This is a genomic window from Shinella sp. 1A1, assembly GCF_055379515.1.
In genome coordinates, this window is the sequence record NZ_AP039671.1 from 172,397 (window position 1) to 195,018 (window position 22,622).

Annotated in this window: 22 protein-coding genes and 1 tRNA gene; 9 read left to right on the top strand and 14 right to left on the bottom strand. The window is 65.4% G+C overall.

Annotated features, from left to right (window positions below; all coding sequences use genetic code 11):
• Positions 1-20 precede the first annotated feature (20 nt).
• The 4 genes from ACZ48C_RS00875 to dapD all read right to left on the bottom strand — a co-directional run bounded on the left by ACZ48C_RS00875 (position 21) and on the right by dapD (position 3,128).
• On the bottom strand, positions 21-617 hold the full coding sequence (locus ACZ48C_RS00875; RefSeq protein ID WP_464781897.1) for a hypothetical protein: 597 nt from the start codon (positions 615-617) through the stop codon (positions 21-23).
• Positions 604-1,797, bottom strand: coding sequence for a succinyl-diaminopimelate desuccinylase (gene dapE / locus ACZ48C_RS00880; protein ID WP_464782752.1), 1,194 nt, complete (start codon positions 1,795-1,797; stop codon positions 604-606). Before dapE ends, ACZ48C_RS00875 begins: the two co-directional genes overlap by 14 nt.
• Before the next feature lie 83 nt (positions 1,798-1,880).
• Positions 1,881-2,267 (bottom strand): DUF805 domain-containing protein, encoded by a 387-nt coding sequence (locus ACZ48C_RS00885; protein WP_464781898.1) that lies wholly within the window; start codon positions 2,265-2,267, stop codon positions 1,881-1,883.
• A gap of 3 nt (positions 2,268-2,270) precedes the next feature.
• Positions 2,271-3,128, bottom strand: coding sequence for a 2,3,4,5-tetrahydropyridine-2,6-dicarboxylate N-succinyltransferase (gene dapD, locus ACZ48C_RS00890; protein WP_119257463.1), 858 nt, complete (start codon positions 3,126-3,128; stop codon positions 2,271-2,273).
• Between the two features lie 175 nt (positions 3,129-3,303).
• Between dapD and ACZ48C_RS00895 the strand changes: the two genes are divergently transcribed.
• The gene (locus ACZ48C_RS00895) at positions 3,304-4,194 is read left to right on the top strand and encodes an LOG family protein (RefSeq protein ID WP_119257464.1); all 891 of its coding nucleotides are present in this window, start codon (positions 3,304-3,306) and stop codon (positions 4,192-4,194) included.
• Between the two features lie 75 nt (positions 4,195-4,269).
• On the opposite strand, the gene ACZ48C_RS00900 is transcribed toward ACZ48C_RS00895, so the two are convergent.
• Together ACZ48C_RS00900 and ACZ48C_RS00905 are read right to left on the bottom strand one after the other, a co-directional pair.
• Positions 4,270-5,226 carry an EF-hand domain-containing protein gene (locus tag ACZ48C_RS00900; protein WP_464781899.1) on the bottom strand — a complete coding sequence of 319 codons (957 nt, stop codon included), beginning with the start codon at positions 5,224-5,226 and terminating at the stop codon, positions 4,270-4,272.
• Positions 5,227-5,367: 141 nt separating this feature from the next.
• Positions 5,368-6,063, bottom strand: coding sequence for a pyrimidine 5'-nucleotidase (locus ACZ48C_RS00905; RefSeq protein ID WP_119257466.1), 696 nt, complete (start codon positions 6,061-6,063; stop codon positions 5,368-5,370).
• Between the two features lie 102 nt (positions 6,064-6,165).
• On the opposite strand from ACZ48C_RS00905, the gene ACZ48C_RS00910 reads away from it, so the two are divergent.
• A complete protein-coding gene (locus ACZ48C_RS00910; RefSeq protein WP_464781900.1) occupies positions 6,166-7,068 on the top strand; it encodes an EamA family transporter in 903 nt (300 codons plus the stop codon).
• Positions 7,069-7,071: 3 nt separating this feature from the next.
• Here ACZ48C_RS00910 and argB read toward each other — a convergent pair whose 3' ends face one another.
• The gene (argB, locus tag ACZ48C_RS00915; RefSeq protein ID WP_119257468.1) at positions 7,072-7,959 is read right to left on the bottom strand and encodes an acetylglutamate kinase; all 888 of its coding nucleotides are present in this window, start codon (positions 7,957-7,959) and stop codon (positions 7,072-7,074) included.
• Between the two features lie 208 nt (positions 7,960-8,167).
• Between argB and ACZ48C_RS00920 the strand changes: the two genes are divergently transcribed.
• Positions 8,168-8,899 (top strand): anti-sigma factor, encoded by a 732-nt coding sequence (locus ACZ48C_RS00920; RefSeq protein ID WP_464781901.1) that lies wholly within the window; start codon positions 8,168-8,170, stop codon positions 8,897-8,899.
• A 9-nt stretch (positions 8,900-8,908) separates the two neighbouring features.
• On the opposite strand, the gene yihA is transcribed toward ACZ48C_RS00920, so the two are convergent.
• The 4 genes from yihA to rpmH all read right to left on the bottom strand — a co-directional run bounded on the left by yihA (position 8,909) and on the right by rpmH (position 12,067).
• Entirely contained in the window at positions 8,909-9,562 is a 654-nt protein-coding gene (gene yihA, locus ACZ48C_RS00925; RefSeq protein ID WP_464781902.1) for a ribosome biogenesis GTP-binding protein YihA/YsxC, read from the bottom strand.
• Between the two features lie 137 nt (positions 9,563-9,699).
• Positions 9,700-11,505 (bottom strand): membrane protein insertase YidC, encoded by a 1,806-nt coding sequence (gene yidC, locus ACZ48C_RS00930; protein ID WP_162911423.1) that lies wholly within the window; start codon positions 11,503-11,505, stop codon positions 9,700-9,702.
• Positions 11,505-11,897, bottom strand: a complete 393-nt coding sequence (gene rnpA, locus ACZ48C_RS00935) for a ribonuclease P protein component (protein ID WP_119257472.1) — start codon at positions 11,895-11,897, stop codon at positions 11,505-11,507. The genes yidC and rnpA overlap by 1 nt, the downstream gene beginning before the upstream one ends.
• A 32-nt stretch (positions 11,898-11,929) precedes the next feature.
• The gene (rpmH, locus tag ACZ48C_RS00940) at positions 11,930-12,067 is read right to left on the bottom strand and encodes a 50S ribosomal protein L34 (RefSeq protein ID WP_119257473.1); all 138 of its coding nucleotides are present in this window, start codon (positions 12,065-12,067) and stop codon (positions 11,930-11,932) included.
• Positions 12,068-12,497: 430 nt separating this feature from the next.
• On the opposite strand from rpmH, the gene ACZ48C_RS00945 reads away from it, so the two are divergent.
• The 3 genes from ACZ48C_RS00945 (at position 12,498) to ACZ48C_RS00955 (ending at position 16,385) form a co-directional block, all read left to right on the top strand.
• On the top strand, positions 12,498-14,513 hold the full coding sequence (locus tag ACZ48C_RS00945; RefSeq protein WP_464781903.1) for a HAMP domain-containing methyl-accepting chemotaxis protein: 2,016 nt from the start codon (positions 12,498-12,500) through the stop codon (positions 14,511-14,513).
• Between the two features lie 187 nt (positions 14,514-14,700).
• On the top strand, positions 14,701-16,170 hold the full coding sequence (locus ACZ48C_RS00950) for a sensor histidine kinase (protein ID WP_119257475.1): 1,470 nt from the start codon (positions 14,701-14,703) through the stop codon (positions 16,168-16,170).
• 138 nt (positions 16,171-16,308) lie between these two features.
• Positions 16,309-16,385, top strand: a tRNA-Arg gene (locus tag ACZ48C_RS00955).
• Between the two features lie 32 nt (positions 16,386-16,417).
• On the opposite strand, the gene ACZ48C_RS00960 is transcribed toward ACZ48C_RS00955, so the two are convergent.
• The gene (locus ACZ48C_RS00960) at positions 16,418-17,347 is read right to left on the bottom strand and encodes an AraC family transcriptional regulator (RefSeq protein ID WP_464781904.1); all 930 of its coding nucleotides are present in this window, start codon (positions 17,345-17,347) and stop codon (positions 16,418-16,420) included.
• A 96-nt stretch (positions 17,348-17,443) separates the two neighbouring features.
• Between ACZ48C_RS00960 and ACZ48C_RS00965 the strand changes: the two genes are divergently transcribed.
• Together ACZ48C_RS00965 and ACZ48C_RS00970 are read left to right on the top strand one after the other, a co-directional pair.
• On the top strand, positions 17,444-18,187 hold the full coding sequence (locus ACZ48C_RS00965; protein WP_318910771.1) for an SDR family oxidoreductase: 744 nt from the start codon (positions 17,444-17,446) through the stop codon (positions 18,185-18,187).
• Between the two features lie 274 nt (positions 18,188-18,461).
• A complete protein-coding gene (locus ACZ48C_RS00970; protein WP_119257476.1) occupies positions 18,462-19,709 on the top strand; it encodes an alpha/beta hydrolase in 1,248 nt (415 codons plus the stop codon).
• A 161-nt stretch (positions 19,710-19,870) separates the two neighbouring features.
• On the opposite strand, the gene ACZ48C_RS00975 is transcribed toward ACZ48C_RS00970, so the two are convergent.
• On the bottom strand, positions 19,871-20,506 hold the full coding sequence (locus ACZ48C_RS00975) for a DUF1236 domain-containing protein (RefSeq protein WP_318910773.1): 636 nt from the start codon (positions 20,504-20,506) through the stop codon (positions 19,871-19,873).
• 123 nt (positions 20,507-20,629) lie between these two features.
• Positions 20,630-21,436 (bottom strand): 2', 3'cyclic nucleotide phosphodiesterase SpdA, encoded by an 807-nt coding sequence (gene spdA, locus ACZ48C_RS00980; RefSeq protein ID WP_464781905.1) that lies wholly within the window; start codon positions 21,434-21,436, stop codon positions 20,630-20,632.
• 140 nt (positions 21,437-21,576) lie between these two features.
• Between spdA and ACZ48C_RS00985 the strand changes: the two genes are divergently transcribed.
• Positions 21,577-22,611: a proline racemase family protein gene (locus tag ACZ48C_RS00985; RefSeq protein ID WP_119257479.1), complete on the top strand. Its 1,035-nt coding sequence runs from the start codon at positions 21,577-21,579 to the stop codon at positions 22,609-22,611.
• The last annotated feature ends 11 nt before the right edge of the window (positions 22,612-22,622 follow it).

Here is a 22,622-nt window from a genome sequence, read left to right on the forward strand (position 1 = left end):
GCACTTTTGCTGGAATTGCTCTAGCCGGGTAGCGTGCCGAGAACGCTCTGCAGTTCCTGCGCGACGATCATCGGCGGCAGCACGTAGATCGCGGTGATCGCCGCCGCCAGGAGGTTTTGCTTGCCGACGCACATCCAGACGAGGCGGAACTGCAGCATGACGCTCGCGCCGAACACGGCGTAGAGAAGCAGGCCGGCAAGAAGCACGCTTTGCGGCAGGATGAGCGACAGCGCGACAGGCAGCGCCATGGCATAGGCGAAGGGCACGGAAATCCAGTTGCTCGCCGTCACCACGGTCGCAAGATGCTTGCCGTAGCCGAGCGGGCGCGCCAGCGCGAGAAGGAGCACGAGCGGCAGCAGCCAGCCCGTGATCTCGATCAGCAGCACCTTGCTCAGGAAGCCGAGGCCGGCGGTCGTGCCCGCCGGCATGCCGGCGAGGTAGTAGAGCCGCCAGGAGGCCCAGATGACGGCGAAGGCCGGCAGGCACCAGACGAAGGCCCAGAAGGAGCGGGCGAGCCCGCGGGAGGTCAGGTCCAGCCAGCCGAACCCCTCCTGCTTCTGCTTCAGCAGCAGGTAGATGCCGTTGAGGTAGTAGAGGACCTCGTCAAGACCGGGCATCGCCGAACCAGCGCGCGATGAAGGTCTCGTAGATCACGGTCAGCGTCTCGAGATCGGCGACCGCCACCCGCTCGTCCACCATATGCATGGTCTGGCCGACGAGGCCGAATTCCACGACCGGGCAATAGTCCTTGATGAAGCGCGCATCGGAGGTGCCGCCGGTCGTCGAGAGCTTCGGCGCCCGGCCGGTCACGGCCTCGACGGCGCCGGACAGCGAGGCGATGAGCTGGTTGTTGCGCGTCAGGAAGACATGGCTCGGCCGCTCGGCCCATTTGATGTCGTAGCGCACGGGCGCGCGGCCGGGCCGAAGCTTCTCGTCCCGCGCGGCGGCGTCGAGCCGGCGCACGATCTCGGCCATCACGGTCTCGGCGGTCCAGGCGTCGTTGAAGCGGATGTTGAAGCTGGCGCTCGCCTCGGCCGGCACGACGTTGGTGGCGCGGTTGCCGACGTCGATGGTCGTCACCTCGAGATTCGACGGCTGGAAATTCTCCGTGCCGGCGTCGAAGGGCGGGTGCATCAGCGCGTCGGTGAGCGCGATCACGCCGCGCACCGCATTGTCGGCAAGGTGCGGATAGGCGGCGTGGCCCTGCACGCCACGCACGGTGAGCGTGCCGGAGACGGAGCCGCGCCGGCCGATCTTGATCATGTCGCCGAGCTGGTCCGGATTGGTCGGCTCGCCGACGAGGCAGGCATCCCAGCGCTCGCCGCGCTCGGCCGCCCATTGCAGCAGCTTGGTGGTGCCGTTGACGGCCGGGCCTTCCTCGTCGCCGGTGATGAGGAAGGAGACGGAGCCCTTCGGCGGGCCGTTTCTCTCGATATGGCGCGCGACGGCGGCGACGAAGCAGGCGATGCCGCCCTTCATGTCGACGGCGCCGCGGCCGAACATCTCGCCGCCGGAAATCTCCGCGCCGAACGGGTCATGCGTCCAGGCGGCCGCATCGCCGACCGGCACGACGTCCGTATGGCCGGCGAACATCAGGTGCGGGCCCTCGGTGCCGATGCGGGCATAGAGGTTCTCGATATCGGGCATGCCGGGCTCGCTGGCGATCATGCGCTCCACCGTGAAGCCGAGCGGCTCTAGCATGGCGGCAAGCGCCGTCAGCGCGCCGCCTTCGGCCGGCGTCACGGAAGGGCAGCGGATGAGGGTTGCGAGGTTTTCGATCGGGTCGGCGGAGGTCATGGGCATGCGTCACGGCACCTGAAAGGGAGAGAATCGAGGTGTAGCCGATCGTTCGGGGCCTGTCACGCGCGGCCGATGCGCGCTCACCCCTTCGGCCGGTCGGGCAGGCGGCCGTAGTCGTTCGGGCCGGGCGTGCCGGGCCAGACGAGGAAGACGAAGAGCGCGAAAAAGGAGATGGCGGGAATGAACAGGCAGACGATCAGCGGCAGCGGCAGGTTCATGTCGTGCAGCCGCTTGATCGTCAGCATGATCGAGGAGACCGTCGAGACGATGGCGACGATGAAGAAGGCGAAGGCCCAGAACAGGAAGGCCGGGTCTTCCTTCGGCACGACGACGATGCGGGTGAGCGCCGCCGAGAGCAGCATCAGCCAGAAGGCCCAGCCGAGCGCGAAGGGCGCGCGGCTGAGGCGGCCTGACCAGCCGAAGAAGAGCCAGGCAAGGGTCGGTCCCCGCTCTTGCCCGGCCGCCATGGATCAGTCCCTGAGGAGTTCGTTGATGCCGGTCTTCGAGCGGGTCTGGGCGTCGACGCGCTTGACGATGACGGCGCAGTAGAGGCTGGGGGCCGGAAGGCCGTTCGGCATGGTCTTGTCGGAAGGCAGCGAGCCGGCGACGACGACGGAATAGGGCGGCACTTCGCCATAGGTCACTTCGCCCGTCGCGCGGTCGACGATCTTGGTCGACTTGCCGATGAAGACGCCCATGCCGAGCACGGAGCCCTCGCGCACGATGCAGCCTTCGACGACCTCCGAGCGGGCGCCGATGAAGCAATTGTCCTCGATGATCGTCGGGCCGGCCTGCATGGGCTCCAGCACGCCGCCGATGCCGACGCCGCCCGAGAGGTGCACATGCTTGCCGATCTGCGCGCAGGAGCCGACCGTCGCCCAGGTATCGACCATCGTGCCCTCGCCGACATAGGCGCCGAGATTGACGAAGGAGGGCATCAGGATGGCATTCGGCGCGATATAGGCCGAGCGGCGCACCACGCAATTCGGCACGGCGCGGAACCCGGCCTTCTCGAATTCGTTGACGCTCCAGCCGTCGAACTTGGAGGGCACCTTGTCCCACCAGGCCGATTCGCCCGGGCCGCCCTTGACGATCTCCATCGGGTTGAGGCGGAAGGAGAGCAGCACGGCCTTCTTGAGCCACTGGTTCACCGTCCAGTTGCCGTCCTCGCCGCGCTCGGCGACGCGTGCCTTGCCGTTGTCGAGCAGGTTGAGCGCGGTCTCCACCGCATCGCGCACTTCGCCGCGCGTGCCGGTGTTGATACCGTCCCGTTCCTCGAAGGCGCGGTCGATGGTTTGGGAAAGGGCGGCGAGGTTGGACGTGTTCATCGGAATTCCTTAAACTTCGAGGCTTATTTTCGATTGTCGGGACGCCGGAAGGTCGATTTCATCAATCAGCAAAATGCTCTAGAGCAAGTGCCGGGAAAGATGAAGCCCCTTTCCGGCAGATACTGTCGCACGGGCGAACGGGTAATCCCGTGAGAGTTGAAAGCAGGAAAGTGACATGGCGAGACTGAAGAAGAAGAACCTGCGCCGCAAGGATGGCGTGTGGGATCCGTTGGCCGACAGCGCGCAGGACAAGCACCGCGCCGCCGTGGTGCCGCAGACGCCGCAATCGGCAAATCCCGCCTACCGGCTCGCCTATGTCGACGACGACTTCCTCTGCCGCGAGGAACTGCGCCCGGTACGCCTCCAGCTCGAGCTCCTGAAGGTCGAGATGATGCTCGCCGAGCGCGGCATCAAGTCGACCGTCGTCATGTTCGGCGGCGCGCGCATTCCCGCCCCCGGTCAGGAGGCCTGGGCGGCGCGCAACGAGACGCAGCGCATGAACCTCGAGGCGGCCTCGGTCTATTACGAGGAGGCGCGCAAGTTCGCCCGCATGTGCTCGGAGAAGTCGGCCGAACTCGGCTTCAAGGAATATGTCGTCGTCACCGGCGGCGGGCCGGGCGTCATGGAAGCGGGCAACCGCGGGGCGACCGATGTCGGCGCCCCCTCGATCGGCCTCAACATCGTGCTGCCGCACGAGCAGGCGCCGAACCCCTATGTCACGCCGGAGCTCAGCTTCAACTTCCACTATTTCGCCGTCCGCAAGATGCACTTCCTGCTGCGCGCCAAGGCCGTCACGGTCTTCCCGGGTGGCTTCGGCACGCTGGACGAGCTGTTCGAGACGGTGACGCTGATGCAGACCGGCCGCATGGCGCTGGTGCCGCTGATCCTCTTCGGCAAGGAATTCTGGCACAAGATCATCGATTTCGACGCGCTCGCCGCCTTCGGCACCATCGCGCCCGGCGACGTCGAGCTGATGCAGTTCGTCGAGACGGCGGACGAAGCCTGGGACATCATCGTGAAGTTTTACGAAAACCTGGAAGCCGAGCCCGCAACGGCCCACGGCTGACGGGCTGCGCCTGCTTCATGAAAAGACGCCCCGGCAGAGCCGGGGCGTTTCAGCCGGACGTGCTGCCGGCAAGGCTTACTTGTCGCGGCGCTTGCCCATCTCGTCGAGGGTGATGAAGCCGTCGCCGTTGCGGTCGCGCTTCTTGAACATGGCGATGGCGGCGGTTTCCATTTCGGCCTTGGTCAGGGTGCCGTTCTTGTCGGCGTCGGCGCGCTCGAACATGTGCATGCCCCTGCGGTCGATCCGGGCTTCGCGCATCGCCTTGCGGGCGGCGTCCTTCGCCTCACCGTCGGTCGCCTTCACCGCGCGGAAAGCCTTGCGGGCATCGCGGAAGGCTTCGCGCTTCGCGTCGATCTCGGCCTTGGTGACCTCGCCGTTGCCGTCGGTATCGAGGCGCTGGAAGGTCTGTGTGGCGCGCGCCAGCATCTCGGCCTGCGAGATCTTGCCGTCCTTGTCGGTGTCGAGCCGGTTCAGCATGCGCTCGGCGCGTTTTCCGCCATCCTTGCCATGATGGCCCTTGCCCTTCTTGCCGGGCCGGGCATCCGCCGTGTCGATGGCGCCGTCCTTGTTCGTGTCGCGGCGCTCGAAGGCCTTTTCCGCCACGGCAAGCACTTCGGCCTCGGAGAGCGTGCCGTTCTTGTCGGTGTCGGCCTTTTCGAACATCCGGCCGGCGCCCGGCAGCATATAGGGGCCGCCGGCGCGCAGCGCCTCGCGGGCCTTCGCCCGGTCCGCCTTGGCGGCGTCGTGAACGGCCTTGCGGGCGTCCTTGAAGGCCTCGCGGCGTGCCTTGATCTCATCCTTCGTCACCTGGCCGTTGCCGTCGGCGTCGAAAGCCTTGAAGGCGGCGGAGGCGTTCGCCTTGAACTCGGCGAGCGAGACCTTGCCGTCCTTGTCGGTGTCGAGGCGCTCGATCATCGCGCCATGGTGGTGGCCATGCTTGTGCTTGTCCTTGGCGGCGAAGGCGGGGGCGGCTGCGCCCGAGAAAATGAGGCTGGCCGCTACGGCGCCGAGAAGAAGTTCCTTTTTAGCCATGGTCGTTCCTTTCATCCATCGTCGTCCCTTGAGGGGCAGGATAGGGGGAACGCCGGCCGGCGCCAGTTACAAATTGGTAATTGAACCTTATGACCGGAAAGGGATCTTTCCGTGTCCGGAAGAAGGCACGCCGGGCGGGCCTTAAAGCAGCGCGTTGAGGAAGGCCGTCAGGTTCGAGGTCGCATAGTCGATATGCCTGTCCTCGTCCGTGCGCTTTTCCCAGGCGTCGGTGAACTCGTGGTCGATGTCGCGCGGGGTGAGCAGCACGGTCTTCATGCCGAGCGCCTTCGGCACGACGAGGTTGCGCGGCAGGTCCTCGAACATCGCCGCATGGCCGGTATCGACCCGGTGCAGCGCCATGAACTTGTCATAGGTCTCGCCGGCCGGCTTGGGCACATATTCCGCCGCCACGATGTCGAAGACGTCGTCGAAATGGTGGAAGATGCCGAGCGCCCTGGCGGCCATCTCGGCATGCTTCACGCTGCCATTGGTGAAGATGAACTTGCGGCCGGGCAGCGCCTGGATCGCCTCGCCGAGCGGAAGGTCCGGCGACAGCACGTCGTAATCGATCGCATGCGCCTTTTCGAGGAAATCGGCGGGGTCGATGCGATGATGGATCATCAGCCCCTTCAGCGTGGTGCCGTGGTCGAAATAATACTGCTTCTGCAGCGCCCGGGCGTCCTCGCGCGACAGGCCGAGCAGGGCCGACACGTAAGCCGTCATGTTCTTGTCGATCTGGGCGAAGAGATCGACATGATGCGGATAGAGCGTGTTGTCGAGGTCGAAGACCCAGTCACGCACATGGGAAAAGTCGGCTTTGTTCGGAAGATCGGTCATGGGCCGTCTTATGGCACGGGTCCGGGGCGAGGGAAACGGAATTTTCCGCGATGGCCCGCGCGGACGATGGATTTGCGGCAAGCCCCATGCTAGCGGGCTGGCATGGAACTCTGGATCCCCATCACCATCGCCGCCGCCTTCCTGCAGAACCTGCGCTCGGCCTTGCAGAAGCATCTTCAGGGCTCGCTCGGAACGCGCGGGGCGAGCTTCGTGCGCTTCGGCTACGGCTTTCCGCTGGCGATCCTCTACGTGCTTGTATTGCGCCTTGCGGTCGGCCTGCCGTTTCCGGCGCTCAACTGGACCTTCGCCTTCTGGGCGGTGATCGGCGGTCTGGCGCAGATCTTCGCGACCATGCTGCTTGTATACCTGTTTTCGTTGAGGAACTTCGCCGTCGGCACGGCCTATTCCAAGACGGAGCCGGTGCAGGCGGCGATCTTCGGCTTCGTGCTGCTCGGAGAGCGCATCACCTTCGGCGCGGTCGTCGCCATCATCGTCGGCGTCGTCGGGGTGATGCTGATCTCGCTTGCCCGCGCGCCGCTCTCCTGGCGCAACATCCTCGCGGCGCTGACAAGCCGCACCGCGCTGATCGGCATCGCCTCGGGCGCGGTCTTCGGCATCTCGGCGGTCGCCTATCGCAGCGCCTCGCTGTCGCTTCACGGGCCGGGGCCGATCATGGACGCCGCCGTGACGCTCGCCTGCGTCACCACGTTCCAGACGGCCTTCATGCTGGTCTGGATGGGCTGGAAGGACAAGCGGGAGATCGTCGACGTCCTGAAGAGCTGGCGCTCGTCCTCGCTGGTCGGCATTGCCGGCGTGCTCGGCTCGGCCTGCTGGTTCACGGCGATGAGCCTCCAGCAGGTCGCCTATGTGCGCGCACTCGGCCAGATCGAGCTGGTCTTCACCTTCATGGCGTCGTGGTTCCTGTTCCACGAGCGGGTGAACCGCACGGAGGCGGCCGGATGCCTGCTGATCGTCTGCGGCATCTTCGGCCTTCTCTTCCTGTAGGGCTCAGGGCACCAGCAGCGTGCCCGCGCCGTGCTCGGTGAAGAGCTCCAGCAATACCGAATGGGCGGTCTTGCCGTTGAGGATGACGACGCCCTGCACGCCCGCCTTGATGGCGTCGATGCAGGTCTCGACCTTCGGGATCATGCCGCCGGAGATCGTGCCGTCCTTGATCAGCGCGCGGGCTTCGGCGACGGAAAGCTCCTTGATGAGCTGGCCGTTGCGGTCGAGCACACCCGGGACGTCCGTCAGGAAGAGCAGGCGCGTCGCGTTCAGCGCGCCGGCGATGGCGCCGGCGAAGGTGTCGGCGTTGATGTTGTAGGTATGGCCGTCGCGGCCGGGCGCGACCGGGGCGATGACCGGGATCATCTCGGATTTGGCGAGCAGGTCGATCAGCGTGCGGTCCACCTCCACCACCTCGCCGACGAAGCCGAGGTCGAGGATGCGCTCGATATTGCTGTCGGGGTCGATGACGGTCTTCTTGGCCTTTTCGGCGAAGACCATGTTGCCGTCCTTGCCGCACAGGCCGATCGCCCATTCGCCCGTCTGGTTGATGAGCGCGACGATCTCCTTGTTGATCGAGCCGGCCAGCACCATCTCGACGATCTCGACGGTCTTCTGGTCGGTGACGCGCAGGCCCCCTTCGAACTTCGATTCGATGCCCATCTTGGTCAGCATCGCGCCGATCTGCGGGCCGCCGCCATGCACGACGATGGGGTTGACGCCGGACTGCTTGAGAAGCGCGATGTCGCTGGCGAAAGCCTTGCCGAGCTCGGCATTGCCCATGGCGTGGCCGCCGTATTTGACCACGATGGTCTTGTTCTCGTAGCGCTGCATGTAGGGCAGGGCTTCGGTGAGAAGGCGGGCTTGGTTTTCGCTTTCGGATAGGGACATGGCGGCCTCTTGGGAATGGGTGGGGGCCTGTTTAACGCATGTTTCGTGACGATGGAATGATCCCCATGGTCGGTGGCGCAAAAAGCCGATGGGGAATATGATGCGGCTCCGCGCCTGCCCTATAGGCAAAGGCGCATCGGCGTTCCTATATGTGGAAGAGAGGCCAAGTCCTCGCGTCAGTCCTGGAACCGAGAGAGTGGATGAGCCGATGGCGGCGTCCGACCGAGAGATGAGAGAACCGTGCTGCGATCAGGTGATCGCGGGCGAGTACGTGCTCGGGGTCCTGTCCGACGAAGACCGCCAGAAGGTCGAGGCGCGGCTGATGCGCGACCGCCAGTTCGCCGCCATGGTGAGCCGCTGGGAGGAAAACCTCGCCACCTTCGGCGACGGCTACGAGCCGCTGCATCTTTCCCCCGGCGCCCGTGCGCCCGTCGAGCAGCATATCCTGACCACCACCCCGTGCGACGCCGTGTTTTCCGGCAGGGTCTCCGGCGGCTGCTGGCATTCTTTGGCGCTCTGGCGCGCGCTCGCGCTCGCTTCCTTCGCCGTCGCCGCCGGCCTTGCCCTTCTCCTCAGCGCGCTTCTGGCGCCGCGCCCCGTCAATGGCGGCCGGCTGGTCGCGGGCATGACGGGCGAGAACGCCGCGATGGGGCTGGTCGCCCGCTATGACGATGCGAGCGGCACGCTCGCCGTGACGCCCGTCGCCGGTCCCGAAAAGGAAAAGTCGCTGGAACTCTGGCTGACCGAGGCCGGCAAGGCACCCGTCGCGCTCGGCGTCCTGCCGCAGACCGGCGAGGGGCGGCTGGCGGTGCCGCGCGAAATGCGCAGCCGCATCGTCGAAGGCGCGACGATCTCCGTTAGCGTCGAGCCGTTCGGCGGCTCGCCGACGGGCAGGCGGACCGGTCCGGTGCTGGCGACCGGCGCGGCCCACTTCGACTGACGGTTCCGATTATCGATCGATGGCGCCGAGGATTGCGGCCCGCAGGTCGTCGAGCCCGCGGCCCTTTTCCGACGAGGTGGCGAGCACCTCCGGATAGGCGGCCGGATGCTTGGAGATCTTCTGCAGCGTCTCCTCGATAAGGCGCGGCACGCCGGCATCCTTGATCTTGTCGGTCTTGGTCAGCACGACCTGGTAGGAGACCGCCGCCTTGTCGAGCAGCGAGAAGACCTCGTCATCGTTCTTCTTGATGCCGTGGCGGCTGTCGATCAGTACATAGACGCGCTTCAGCGTCGAGCGGCCGCGCAGGTAATCGAAGACGAGCTTCGTCCAGGCGTCGACCTGTTCCTTCGGCGCCTGCGCATAGCCGTAGCCCGGCATGTCGACGAGCGCCATCGGCGGCAAGTCGTCCTCGGCGCCGGAAAAGCCGTCAGGCACGAAATAGTTGAGTTCCTGCGTGCGGCCGGGCGTGTTGGAGGTGCGGGCAAGGCCCTTGTGGCCGACCAGCGCGTTGATCAGCGACGACTTGCCGACATTCGAGCGGCCGGCGAAGGCGATCTCCGGCGGGCCTTCGGGCGGCAGGAATTTCATCGCCGGCACGCCGCGGATGAAGATCCACGGCCTGCCGAACAGCGGCTTGTCGCCCGTTGCGCTCGTCTCTGTCATTGCTTCCAGCCTTCCTTGTCAGGCTCCCGGCTTCCCGGTTTTGGCCGCGAAAGTCAAGCGCGCGCCCGCCGCCGGGCATCCGGCAAAAGAAAACCCCGGCCGATGGCCGGGGTTTCGTATCTCGTCCGACGGGATCGTCAGGATGGCTTCGTCTTCTTCCCGAACAGGCCCTTCAGATTGTCGAAGAGCTCGATCTTGACGCCGTGGCGCTTCATGATGATCGCCTGCTGCACGATGGACAGCGTGTTGTTCCAGGCCCAGTAGATCACGAGGCCGGCCGGGAAGGATGCCAGCATGAAGGTGAAGACCAGCGGCATCCAGGTGAAGATCATCGCCTGGGTCGGATCCGGCGGCGTCGGGTTCATGCGCATCTGCATGAACATGGTGATGCCCATGATGATCGGCCAGACGCCGATCAGGAGCGCATGCGGCACGTCGTAGGGCAGGAGGCCGAACAGGTTGAACAGCGACGTCGGATCGGGCGCCGAAAGGTCCTGGATCCAGCCGAAGAACGGCGCATGGCGCATCTCGATGGTGACGTAGATCACCTTGTAGAGCGCGAAGAACACCGGAACCTGCAGAAGGATCGGCCAGCAGCCCGCCAGCGGATTGATCTTCTCCTCCTTGTAGAGCTGCATCATCGCCTGCTGCAGCGCCATGCGGTCGTCGCCGTGCTTGGCCTTCAGTTCCTCCATCTTCGGCTGCATCTTCTTCATGTTGGCCATGGAAGCGTACTGCTTGCTGGCGAGCGGGAAGAAGAGGCCCTTGACGACGATGGTCGTGATGAGGATCGCGATGCCGAAATTGCCGAAGTAGCGGTAGAAGAAGTCCATCAGCTGGAACATCGGCTTGGTGAAGAACCAGAACCAGCCCCAGTCGATCATCAGGTCGAAATGCGGGATCGCGTAGGACGTCTTGTACTGGTCGATGATCGGCACTTCCTTGGCGCCGCCGAAGAAGAGGTTCTTGACTTCGATCGTCTGGCCGGGCGCGATGGTCACGTCATCCTGGCGATAGTCGGCCTGGTAGCGCGGACGGCCGTCCTGGAAATAGGAGAAGCGCGTCTCGTAGGGGGTGGCCTGCGGCGGCACCAGCGCTGTCGCCCAGTACTTGTCGGTGATGCCGAGCCAGCCGCCCGTCGCCTTGCCGGGCGCGACGGTCGTGTCCTTCTCGGTGTCCTTGTACTTCACCTCGTGCAGGCCGAGGTCGCCGAGCTCGCCGATGAAGCCTTCGTGCAGCACGTAGACCGACGGGGTGGACGGCTTGAAGAAACGCGTCGTGCGGCCATAGGCCGAAAGCGCGACCGGCGTTTCCGTGCGGTTCTCGATGCTGTCGGTGACGGTGAACATGTAATGCTCGTCGACCGAGATCGTGCGGGTGAAGGTGATGCCCTTGTCGTTGGTGTAGGAAAGCTTGACCGGGGTCGTCTGCGTCAGCTTGCCGGCGCCGTCCTGCGTCCAGACGGTCTGCGGGCCGGGCATCTGGCCGGTCGCCTCGCTGCCGACATAGCCGATTTCGGCGAAGTAGCCATGCTCGGTCTCGGCGGGGCTGAGAAGCGTGATGATCGGACTCGTCTTGTCGACGGTCTCGTGGAATTCCTTGAGCTTCAGGTCGTCGAAGCGCGCGCCCGTCAGGTTGATGGAGCCGGCAAGCGCGGGCGTGTCGATTTCGACGCGGGCGGACTTGGCAAGGGCCTGTTCACGCGTTTCGGTCGTGGCAGCCCCGCCGGCAGCGCCCGGCAGCGTGCCGTTCGTCCCGGTGGCGGCGGGCGTGGTGCCGCCTGCGGTGGTGGTGGTCGTCTGCTCGCTCGTCTGGGCGGCCTGCTGGGCTTCCAGCGCGGCGCGATCCTTCTCGAGCTTGGGGTTCACATAGAGGAACTGCCAGGCGACGAGGATCAGCACGGACAGCGCGATCGCCACGAAGTAATTGCGGTTTTTTTCCATCACTCTTTCCCGGGCGCAGCAGGGTGCTGCTGCTTGTGTTTCTTCTGCCGCGTGGTGATCCGGTCCTTCAGACCGGCCTGCAGGGTTTCGAAGGGCGCGCCGAGCACGTCCCGTCTGGCGACAACCACATAGTCGTGTCCGGGCTCCATTGCAAACCCGGCCGATAGCCGCACGGCCTCTTTCAGGCGGCGGCGCATGCGATTGCGTTCCACGGCGTTGCCGTGCTTCTTGGTAACGGTGAAGCCGACGCGGGGCGGTTCGTCCGGCATCTGCCGGTCACGCACTTCGAGAAGGAACAGGGGACCCTTGCGCCTCTCGCCCTCGCGCACAAAAAGAAACTGCGGACGGCTTTTCAGCCGTCCGACAGCAGATTTCTCAACAGTTTTCGTCATTGCCCGTCGCCTCTGTTCGGGCAGGCACGGCCTTAGGCCGAGAGACGTGCGCGGCCGCGGGCGCGACGTGCAGACAGGACCTTGCGGCCGCCTGCCGTTGCCATGCGGGCGCGGAAGCCGTGACGACGCTTGCGAACAAGCTTGGAGGGCTGGTAGGTACGCTTCGACATTTATTTAATACCGCGGTGTGCGGCCCTTCTTGGGTTTGCGTTTACGCAAGGAGCGTGAAAGTCCGGCATAGGCGTGCCCTTACGGGAAGCCGAGCTTTCCGGACGTGCGCGGCTTATAAGGGCAAAGCCGGTCGAAAGTCAATTGCAGCGAAGTTCATGCCATGCGTCTGTCACAGTCGTTAATGGGATTGCTCTTGATGGTTGTGTTCTTCTTGCCGATTGCCAGTTTCTCCTTACGCTGCGTGAAGGAATTCGGGGGGCAAATCCCCCGGAAGCAGGGGGCGAGGCAATATTAGCAAGTATTTACTCGCTCTTTGTTTGTGCGGGTTGCATCAAAATCTAATTAACCTTTAGCCTTTACCGTCCCTGCCAAAGGTAAGCCGGATTTCTCCGCTTGCCGATCTGCTATCCGTGCCATTGGGAGTGTGACGTGAAGATACGCGGCAAGATCTATCTCATCGTTGGGGTGATGGGCCTCATTTCGGTCCTCATCGGCGGTATCGCCGTCCATGTCGTCTCCGAATACAGCGACAAGCTTCGCCAGTATGAGAATGCCGCCGACCGCGCCTTCCTCGGCGAGCACCTGAACCGTCAGGTCACCGCCGTCGTCATGGAAGCCCGCGGCATCTATGCCGCCAAGGATGCCGAAGGCGCCGGGAAGTTCGCCGAAGGCATCGCCAAGGAACTGGACGGCATCGACAAGACGCTGAACGAGTGGCGCCCGCTGGTGCCGGCCGAGCAGAAGGCCGCCTTCGACGCCGTCGTCGCCCGCGCCGCCGAATTCCGCACCTTCCGCTCCGAGACCGCGCGCCTCGGCAAGGAAGGCTCCATCGCCGCGGCCAACGAGCAGGGCAACAACGAGGGCAACCGCGCCAACCGCAAGGCCTTCCAGAAGGAAATCGACGCCGTCGTGGAGACGGACAACCAGAACCTCACCGCGATCCGCGGCGATATCGAGGCCTTCGAGACGCTGATGCTGATGCTGGTGCTCGGCACGGTTGGCGCGGGCCTCGTGATCGGCGGCGGCACCGCCTTCTACATCGCGACCAACGAGCTCAGCCGCCCGATCCAGAACGTCACCGAGACGATGAAGCGCCTTGCCGGCGGCGACCTCGAGACCGAGGTGCCCTATGCCGGGCGCCAGGACGAGATCGGCGAAATGGCCGGCGCCGTCGCAGTCTTCCGCCAGAACGCCATCACGGTGCGCGACCTCAACGCCCAGGAACAGATCCTGCGCGAGAAGAGCGCCGACCTGCAGTCCTCCATCGCGGCCGTCGTGCATGCCGCCGCCGCGGGCGACTTCAGCTCGCGCATCGCCAAGGACTACCAGAACGACGACCTCAACCGCTTCGCCCGCAGCGTCAACGAACTCGTCGCCGGCGTGGAGGAGGGCATCGCCGAAACCCGCCGCGTCATCGGCGCGCTGGCCGAGGGCGACCTGACGCAGACCATGGACGGCAGCTTCCGCGGCGCCTTCGCCGAGTTGCAGCAGAACGTCAACACGACGCTCGCCACGCTCCAGAGCACCATGCGCGAGGTGCGCGCCTCCACCGACGCGATCAACGCCAATTCCGGCGAGCTGCGCACCGCCTCCGACGATCTTTCCAAGCGCACCGAGCAGCAGGCTGCCGCGCTGGAGGAAACCTCGGCCGCGCTGGAGGAGATCACCGCCGCCGTCAAGAACTCGACGGAGCGCGCCAACGAGGCGAGCGTCATGGTCGGCGAGGCGACGCAGAGCGCCAAGCAGTCCGGCGCCATCGTGCGCAACGCCATCGACGCGATGGGTCGCATCGAGCAGGCGTCGAGCGAGATCAGCCAGATCATCTCGGTGATCGACGAGATCGCCTTCCAGACCAACCTCCTTGCCCTCAATGCCGGTGTCGAGGCCGCCCGTGCCGGCGAGGCCGGCAAGGGCTTTGCCGTCGTCGCGCAGGAAGTGCGCGAGCTTGCCCAGCGCGCCGCCAGTGCCGCCAAGGACATCAAGGGGCTCATCACCAAGTCGGGCGACGAGGTCTCCGTCGGCGTGCGCTATGTGCAGGAGACCGGCACGGCCCTTTCCGACATCGAAAGCCGCGTCGTCACCATCAACGACCGCATCCATTCGATCGCCACGGCCGCCCGCGAGCAGGCGACCGGCCTGCAGGAGGTCAGCACCGCCATCAACCAGATGGACCAGGTCACCCAGCACAATGCCGCCATGGTCGAGGAGACCTCGGCCGCCACGCACAAGCTCAAGGGCGAGGCCGACAGCCTTGCCGGCCTCGTCGCCCGCTTCCGCACCGGCGATGGCGCGTTCCAGGTCGCGCCCGCTCCGGTTCGCGCCGATGCGCGCCCGGTCGAATCGCCCGCCCGCCGCATGATGGGCAGCGTCGCCCGCGCCTTCGGCGGCAATCGCGCGACGGCCGCCGCCACGGCCACGGCGGCGGAGAGCTGGGAAGAATTCTGATCTCCCATCGGGTTCAGTGAATGAGGCGCGGCGGTCGCAGGATCGCCGCGCCTTTGTCTTTCCTGCGGCAGCGTTGGAAAAATTGCCGTAATTCTCTATCATGGGCTGTCGGCTGTGGCCGACGGTGTCGTCGATTGTCGGTCGCGGCATCGAGCGCCGCCTTGCGGCATGTCCGGGAGTGGGAGACATGGTGGACAGAGACGGGACGCCGTCCTTGACCGAGACGCCGGTTCCGGCGGTCGGGTTCCTGTCCGGCCTGTCGGGAAAGCTCCTGCTTGTCACCGCCGTCTTCGTCCTCATCGCCGAAGTGCTGATCTTCGTGCCCTCCGTCGCCAATATGCGGCTGATGTGGCTGCGCGACCGGCTGAACACGGCCGCCGCCGCCGCCGTCGTCATCGAGGGCCTGCCGGACCAGGAATTGCCGCGCCCGGTGCAGGAGGAGACGCTGCTGGCGACGGGCACCAAGGCGATCGTGCTGAAGAAGCAGGACGCTTCACGCATGGTCGCCGCCGTCGACATGCCGCCGAGCGTCGACGCCCAGTACGACCTTTCCGACGTCTCGACGCTCGGCTCGGTCTACGATGCCTTCGACACGCTGCTCTTCGGCGGTGACCGTGTCATCCGCGTCTACGGCCCGGTCGGCGAGACGACGACGCGCATCGAACTGCTGCTTGACGAGGGCGCCCTGCGCCGCGCCATGCTGCACTATGCGCGCAATGTCTTCATCTTCTCGATGCTCATGTCGCTCGCCACGGCAAGCCCGATCTTCTTCGCGCTCAACCGCCTGCTGATCCGTCCCATGCGTCGCATGACGGCCAATATCCGCGAATTCGCCACCGACCCGTCCAACCCGGCCCGCGTGCTGGAGCCCTCCGGCGGCCGCGACGAGATCGCCGTGGCCGGCATCCACCTCGCCGCCATGCAGCAGACGCTCCAGCGCACGCTGAAGGAGCAGAAGAACCTCGCCGATCTCGGCCTCGCCGTGTCGAAGATCAACCACGACATGCGCAACATCCTCTCCTCCGCCCAGCTCATGTCCGACCGCCTGTCGGATGTCGACGATCCCGTGGTCAAGCGCGTCGCTCCGAAGCTGCTGCGCAGCATCGACCGGGCGGTGGGCTATACCAACGAGGTGCTCTCCTACGGGCGCATGCGCGAGCCGGAGCCGCGCCGCCGCTTCGTGGCGCTGCGCCCGCTGGTGCAGGAGGTCTCCGAGGTTCTGGCGCTCGATGCGCGCGGCGATATCGACTTCGTGGTGCAGATCGAGCCGGGCCTCGAGGTCGATGCCGACGGCGAGCAGCTCTTCCGCGTCATCCACAATCTCTGCCGCAACGCCGTCGAGGCGCTGCTGCAGGATGCCGCCCTGCGCGAGCGCGCGGTCCTGGTGACGGGCCTTCGCACCGGCAGCGTCGTTTCCATCTCCATCGACGACAACGGCCCCGGCATGCCGGCCAAGGCGCGGGAAAACCTCTTCGCCGCCTTCCGCGGCTCCGTGCGCTCCGGCGGCACCGGCCTCGGCCTTGCCATCGCGCGCGAGCTGGTGCTCGCCCATGGCGGCACGATCGCGCTGGTGGAGAAGGCGACGCCCGGAACGCTCTTCCGCATCGAGCTGCCGGACCGCCCCGTGCCGCTCGACGCCTTCCGCCACCGCGCCTGATTTCCCGGGCGCTTTGCGCCGCGACAGGACGGCGCGATGAAAAAAGTGCATTTTTTCTCCGAAAGGCGCTTGCAATAAGCCCAAGCACCCTTTAGAGAACCGCCTCGCAGCCGGGCACAACGACCCGCCACTGCCAGCGCACCCGTAGCTCAGCTGGATAGAGCACCAGACTACGAATCTGGGGGTCAGGAGTTCGAATCTCTTCGGGTGCGCCATTTCTCCTCTACGTTCTATTGCATAGGCTTGGCTAAGGCTGGGAACCGGCTCTCGTCGTTATCTTGTCTGTCATTCCGCGCGTATATCGCCCGGGCGGCTGGCCGACGAAGCGGCTGAAGGCCGTACTGAAAGTGCTTGCCGAGCTGTAACCAACGCGCTCGGCGACTTCCGCGATGCCGATATCCCGCTGGCGCAGGAGATTCCTTGCGAGCGTCATGCGCAGGACTAGCAGATACTCCATTGGCGGCACGCCGACATTCCGCACGAATCTGTCGAAAAACGCGGAGCGCGAAAGGGCCGCCTCCTTTGCCAGTGCCGCCATCGTCCAGGGATGCGCCGGGTCGGCGTGCAGCTGCCGGAGGGCCTGTGCAATTCTGGCATCCCCCAGGCCGCGCAACAATCCGGCCGGGGCATCCGGTGTCTGCATCAGCCGCAAGGCCTCCACCAGCATGATTTCGACAAGCCGGGTCAGCACCAGTTCGCGCCCGGGACGCTCGGCGGCGGCCTCTTCGATCACGAGTTCCACCAGCATAGACAGCCGGTCGACGCCGCGTACATGCACTTGCTCGGGAAGCAGTGAGACGAGAAAGCTGGAATCGTCGCTGTCGAAGATGAAATATCCTCCGAGGATGCGGACGCTCGGTGGGCCGTCCTGCCTGCCATGTCGAACGTCTCCGGCAGCGGCCCCTGCTTGCGGATCGATGAGGTCCGGTATGATCGGTTCGAAGCCTGACATCGTAAAGCTGGGCGTGCGCGGAAGCAGGATGAAATCGCCTGCCTCAAGGCGCAGTTCCTTTTGCCCCTCGACATTCAGGCGACAGGCGCCCTCGATCACGATGGCAAAGCTGGGATGGCCGAAATCTTCGTAGCGCACCCCCCAGCGCCCCGCGCCGCTAATACCCTTCGTGAACACGGCGCGAGGGCGGAGCAGGCCGGCGATATCGGAGAGTGGATCGATCATTTCCGGACTATAACGAATTAAATTCGGACTTTCTATCGTAGATCGTCCTTTCTCGTCGAATTACATTGGGACCAGATCCCAACAAGGAGACGAACAGTGAAAACCGTGCTGATTACCGGGTGCTCATCGGGTTACGGCCTCGAGGTGGCGCGCCACTTTCTGGCGAACGAGTGGAATGTCGTGGCGACCATGCGCACGCCCCGGCAAGACCTTTTCTCGCAGGAGCCGAACCTGCATATTCTTCCGCTGGATGTGACGGATGAGGGCAGCATTGCCGATGCCATCGAGGCTGCCGGCCCGATCGATGCGCTGGTCAACAATGCCGGGATCGGCGTCGTCGGCGCATTCGAGGCGACGCCCATGTCTCATATCCGCAAGATTTTCGACACGAACACCTTCGGCGTCATGGCGATGACGCAGGCCGTGATCCCGCAGATGCGGGAACGCCGCGCCGGCGTGATCGTGAACGTGACCTCCAGCGTCACATTGGCGCCCATGCCACTGGCGGCCGCCTATACTGCCAGCAAGCAGGCCGTCGAAGGATTCACAGGGTCGCTGGCCCATGAATTGGGGCACTTCGATGTTCGCGTCAAGCTCGTCGAGCCGGGATATGCGCCAACGACGCGGTTTGCGCAGAACACACCCATCCTCGTCGAGAATCTCATTCCCGAGTCCTATGCCGGCTTCGCCGCGCCGATCTTCGCGCAGTTCGCGCGGCCGGCGCTGACCACGCGGGAAAGCGATGTTGCCGAAGCCGTCTGGAACGCCGTCAACGACCGCTCCGGCACGTTGCGATTCCCAGCCGGCATGGATGCGCAGGCTCTCGCCCGCACGAACTGATCCTTGCCCTGCCGGCTTCGGCGTGCAAACGGATAGGAACAACGCCAGGTCGGCCGGAGCGTTTCCTCCTTCCCATCTCTCGCTTGCCACGGACGGCGCCATCTGCCGGATGGTTTCCGCCGTGGCCGATCTGCCACGCGGGATGGTCTCTCGTTCGTCACGTCCTTCTTCGTCCGCACGGTCGCTCTTCAAAACCGCCCGCCGCTCGGCTAAGCAGGTGCGAACGGTGCGTGCACGGCGCCGGCGAAAACAGGAAAGCGGAAGGAAGCGGGACATGACGAGCCGCGTTATGCCGCGCGTATTGCGTCGCGTGATCTTCGCCGGGTTGCTGGTGCTGGCGAGTTGCGCCGGCCGGCCGGAAGGCGTGCTGGTGCCGAGCGGCGAGACGCCGCCGGGTGTGTCCAAGGTCGATCTGCTGGTCGCGACCACCCGCGCGCCGTCGAGCCAGCCGGGCGTCCTCTTCTCCGGCGAGCGTGGCTCCCAGCTGGAGCTGCGCGACATCGCCATCTCCATCCCGCCCGATGCCAACCGCAAGGTCGGCCAGGTGCAATGGCCGAAGAAGCTGCCGGCCGATCCGATGAAGGATTTCTCCACCGTCAGCGTGAAGCCCGTCGAAAGCGCGAAAGCCGGCCGCGTCTGGCTCGACCATAACCTGCCGAAGAGCCGGCGCGTGCTCGTCTTCGTGCACGGTTTCAACAACCGTTATGAGGATGCCGTCTACCGCTTTGCGCAGATCGTGCACGATTCGAAGACGGATGCCGCCCCGGTGATCTTCACCTGGCCCTCGCGCGCCAGCATTTTCGATTATTCCTACGACAAGGAAAGCACGAACTATTCGCGCGATGCGCTGGAGGAGCTGCTGCGGGCGGCGGTCGATACGCCCGAGGTCGGCGAGATCACCATCATGGCGCATTCCATGGGCACCTGGCTCGCCGTCGAGACGCTGCGCCAGATGGCGATCCGCGACGGGCGCGTGCCGAAGAAGATCCAGCAGGTCATCCTTGCTTCCCCCGACCTCGACGTCGACGTCTTCGGCCAGCAGCTGCGCGCCATCGGGCCGGACAGGCCGCAGTTCACGCTCTTCGTCTCGCGCGACGACCGGGCGCTGACGCTCTCGCGTCGCATCTCGGGCAATGTGGATCGCCTCGGCCAGATCAATCCCGCCGCCGAACCCTACCGCTCCATGCTGGAAAAGCAGGGCATCACGGTGATCGATCTCACGGCGCTGAAATCCGGCGACCGGCTCAATCACGGCAAGTTCGCTGAGAGCCCCGAGGTCGTGCGCCTCATCGGCAACCGCCTGATCGACGGCCAGTCCGTCACGGATTCGGAGGTCGGCCTCGGCGAGCGGCTCGGCGCCGTGGCGCTCGGCACGGCCCAGACGGTCGGCAGCGCGGCGAGCATCGTGGTCTCGACGCCCATCGCGGTCTTCGATCCGGTGACGCGCAGGAATTACGACGACCAGTGGCGCCGCCTCGGCAATTCGGTCGAGGACACCACGACAACGGCCGTCGGCCAGTAGAAAGGCAGCCTCGCAGGGAGCGCCTCGCGCAGACGGCAAGGCCGCCCGCCTTTCCTACGTCATGCTCGGGTCGGGCCCGAAGATGACGATAGAGAGGGAAGAAAGGGTCTGAATAAACAGAGGCGGCCCGCAGGGACCGCCTCATCGTTTACCGGATGCTTTTAGCGCACCCAGATCACCTGGCGCGAGCCGCGGTCCACGAGAACCGGCCGCTGGTCGACATAGATGTAGCCGTAGTTCGGGTTTTCCGGCACGTCGACGATCTGCACCGTATCGGGGACCACCATGCCGGCCTCGACCGGTCCTTCCAGGATGACGGGATCGACCGGGTGCCGTTCGACATAGGTGATCGTCGCCTCGGGAATGTCGGACGAAATGCTGCCGGTGGCCTGCACGTCCGGCGCATAGATCACCTGACGGCTGTCCGTGCGCACGATGACCGGGCGGTTGTCGACATAGACATAGGCAAGGTCGGGATGCTCGGGGATCGGCGTCAGCGTCACGCTGTCGTCGAAGCGCGTCTCGGCCGTCACCGGAGCTTCGAGGACGACGGGCGGTGTCGGGTTCTCCATGACATAGACCCGGGCGTCGTCCGGAACGGCGGCATCCGCGCCGATGGCGAAACCGGCCACGCCGCCGACGACCGCGCCGATCGGGCCGCCGACCACGGCGCCCGCCGCGGCCCCTGCGGCCCCGCCGGCAGCACCGCCGAGAGCCTCCTTGTCGCGATCGTCCGCATGGGCGGCGGTGGCGCCGAGAAGTGCCAGGGCGGCACCGGCCATGAGAATCTTGCGCATGTTCTTCTCCTTCGAAAATCGGGTTTATCACCCCTTCGGCGGAGACAACGTCGTTTGGCCGGACCGGTTCCGGCGGAAGGCGGTCAAGGCATCACGATGTGTAACGCGCGTTAACCGGCGGCCTCAGGCGATTTCCGGGTCGCGCCGCGCGATTTCATAGTCCTCGTTGTGCACCTGCAGGCCCTCCTCGGTCACCACGACGATGCCATAGGCACCGGGCTCGTCGACCGACAGCGAGGCGTTCGGCATATCGAAGGGCATCGGCTGCTGGTGCACCGGGCTCTTGAAGATCGAGAAGGGAATGCCGCGATGCGAGCCGCCGATCGTGCGGTGGACATGGCCGGCGAAGATGTGCCGGACATTGCCGTGGCGCAGCACCAGATCGTAGAAGGCATCCTCGTTGCCGAGGCGGATGGCGTCCATGCCGGTAAAGCCCGTCTTGTGCGGCGGGTGATGCATGAAGAGCAGGACGGGACGGCCGTCCGCGCCGGCAAGCGCCCGGTCGAGCCAGGCGAGGCGCCTTTCGCACAGATAGCCGGCATGGCTCATCGGATAGTCGTAGGGCGGTGCAAAGAGCGTGTCGAGCAGCACGACCCGGCAGTCGGAAAAATCGATGGACTGCTGCACGAAGCCGTTCTCGTCCGGCCGGACATGGGTGAAGGTCTCGAGGAAACGGTCGCGATAGTCGTGGTTGCCGATGGTGATGGCGACGGGCGGCACCACCCGCGCGAGAAGGCCGTGCAGGCGCTCGTAGGACAGGGTGTCAGCCCGGTGCGCGAGGTCGCCGGTGATGATCACACGGTCTGCGTCGGGGTGGAAGCGGTTGACATGCTCGATGCCGGTCAAAAGCCGCTGGTAGGGATCGAGGCCGATGATGGTCGCGCCCTCGGGCACCATATGCAGGTCGGTGAAGACGATGAGCTTGGTCATGAAGAGTTCCTGGCGGGACGATCGTGATCCCATCTTCGTAGCGCGCGAACCTGTCGCATGAAAAGCTGTTGGAACGCGGCCCGATCTGATATATCAGAGAGAAAGCAGCCGGGCGGCCGGCGAGAACGGAGCATATCGACATGAGATGGAAGCGCACGATCCAGTTGCTGGACGTTCATTGCGAGGGCGAGATCGGCAAGGTGGCCATCGGCGGCGTGCCGAAAATCCCCGGCAATTCGATCGCCGAGCAGCTCAACTATATCAACACGGTCGACGACAGCCTGCGCCGCTTCCTGTGCCTCGAGCCGCGTGCGGCCGCGACCGGCTCGGTCAATCTTCTGGTGCCGGCCAAGCGTCCCGAGGCCGACGCCGGCTTCATCATCCTGCAGGCCGACCAGGCGCATGCCTCCTCGGGCTCCAACTCGATCTGCGTCACCACGGCGCTGCTCGAATCGGGCATCGTCGAGATGAAGGAACCGGAAACCGTCGTCGTGCTCGACACGGCCGCCGGCCTCGTCAAGGCGACGGCGACCTGCCGCGACGGGCGCTGCGAAAAGGTAAAGCTCACCATGGTGCCGTCCTTCGTCCAGGAACTGGACGTCGAGATCGACACGCCGCACTGGGGCCGCGTGCGCTTCGACATCTCCTATGGCGGCATCTTCTATGCGCTGGTCGATGTCGACCAGATCGGCACGAAGATCGAGAAGGCCAATGCCCGCGCGCTCGTCGATGCCGGCATGGCGCTGAAGGACCTCATCAACAAGTCGATGAAGATCGTGCATCCGGAAATCCCCGAGATCAATGGCGTCGCCTATGTCATGTTCCGCGACCGGGACCCGGACGGCCTCGTGCGCACCGCCACGACCATGTGGCCGGGCCGCGTCGACCGCTCGCCCTGCGGCACCGGCAATTCCGCCAACCTTGCCACGCTGCATGCCCGCGGCCTTGCCAAGGTGGGCGACACGTTCCGCTCGCGCTCGATCATCGGGTCGGAGTTCGAAGTCGGCTTGCAGGCCGAGACCGAGGTCGCCGGCCGCAAGGCCATTATTCCCACCATCACCGGTCGTGGCTGGACCTTCGGCCTGCACCAGATCGCGCTCGATCCGACCGATCCGCTGGCGGAAGGTTTCGCCATGACGGATACCTGGGGCCCGCAGGCCGGAGAGATCCGCTAAGGCCTCCGGCC

Coding starts and splice junctions, on each gene's coding strand:
- ACZ48C_RS00875 (WP_464781897.1), bottom strand. CDS start 617: ATGCCCGGTCTTGACGAGGTCCTCTACTACCTCAACGGCATCTACCTG.
- dapE (WP_464782752.1), bottom strand. CDS start 1,797: ATGACCTCCGCCGACCCGATCGAAAACCTCGCAACCCTCATCCGCTGC.
- ACZ48C_RS00885 (WP_464781898.1), bottom strand. CDS start 2,267: ATGGCGGCCGGGCAAGAGCGGGGACCGACCCTTGCCTGGCTCTTCTTC.
- dapD (WP_119257463.1), bottom strand. CDS start 3,128: ATGAACACGTCCAACCTCGCCGCCCTTTCCCAAACCATCGACCGCGCC.
- ACZ48C_RS00895 (WP_119257464.1), top strand. CDS start 3,304: ATGGCGAGACTGAAGAAGAAGAACCTGCGCCGCAAGGATGGCGTGTGG.
- ACZ48C_RS00900 (WP_464781899.1), bottom strand. CDS start 5,226: ATGGCTAAAAAGGAACTTCTTCTCGGCGCCGTAGCGGCCAGCCTCATT.
- ACZ48C_RS00905 (WP_119257466.1), bottom strand. CDS start 6,063: ATGACCGATCTTCCGAACAAAGCCGACTTTTCCCATGTGCGTGACTGG.
- ACZ48C_RS00910 (WP_464781900.1), top strand. CDS start 6,166: ATGGAACTCTGGATCCCCATCACCATCGCCGCCGCCTTCCTGCAGAAC.
- argB (WP_119257468.1), bottom strand. CDS start 7,959: ATGTCCCTATCCGAAAGCGAAAACCAAGCCCGCCTTCTCACCGAAGCC.
- ACZ48C_RS00920 (WP_464781901.1), top strand. CDS start 8,168: ATGGCGGCGTCCGACCGAGAGATGAGAGAACCGTGCTGCGATCAGGTG.
- yihA (WP_464781902.1), bottom strand. CDS start 9,562: ATGACAGAGACGAGCGCAACGGGCGACAAGCCGCTGTTCGGCAGGCCG.
- yidC (WP_162911423.1), bottom strand. CDS start 11,505: ATGGAAAAAAACCGCAATTACTTCGTGGCGATCGCGCTGTCCGTGCTG.
- rnpA (WP_119257472.1), bottom strand. CDS start 11,897: ATGACGAAAACTGTTGAGAAATCTGCTGTCGGACGGCTGAAAAGCCGT.
- rpmH (WP_119257473.1), bottom strand. CDS start 12,067: ATGTCGAAGCGTACCTACCAGCCCTCCAAGCTTGTTCGCAAGCGTCGT.
- ACZ48C_RS00950 (WP_119257475.1), top strand. CDS start 14,701: ATGGTGGACAGAGACGGGACGCCGTCCTTGACCGAGACGCCGGTTCCG.
- ACZ48C_RS00960 (WP_464781904.1), bottom strand. CDS start 17,347: ATGATCGATCCACTCTCCGATATCGCCGGCCTGCTCCGCCCTCGCGCC.
- ACZ48C_RS00970 (WP_119257476.1), top strand. CDS start 18,462: ATGACGAGCCGCGTTATGCCGCGCGTATTGCGTCGCGTGATCTTCGCC.
- ACZ48C_RS00975 (WP_318910773.1), bottom strand. CDS start 20,506: ATGCGCAAGATTCTCATGGCCGGTGCCGCCCTGGCACTTCTCGGCGCC.
- spdA (WP_464781905.1), bottom strand. CDS start 21,436: ATGACCAAGCTCATCGTCTTCACCGACCTGCATATGGTGCCCGAGGGC.
- ACZ48C_RS00985 (WP_119257479.1), top strand. CDS start 21,577: ATGAGATGGAAGCGCACGATCCAGTTGCTGGACGTTCATTGCGAGGGC.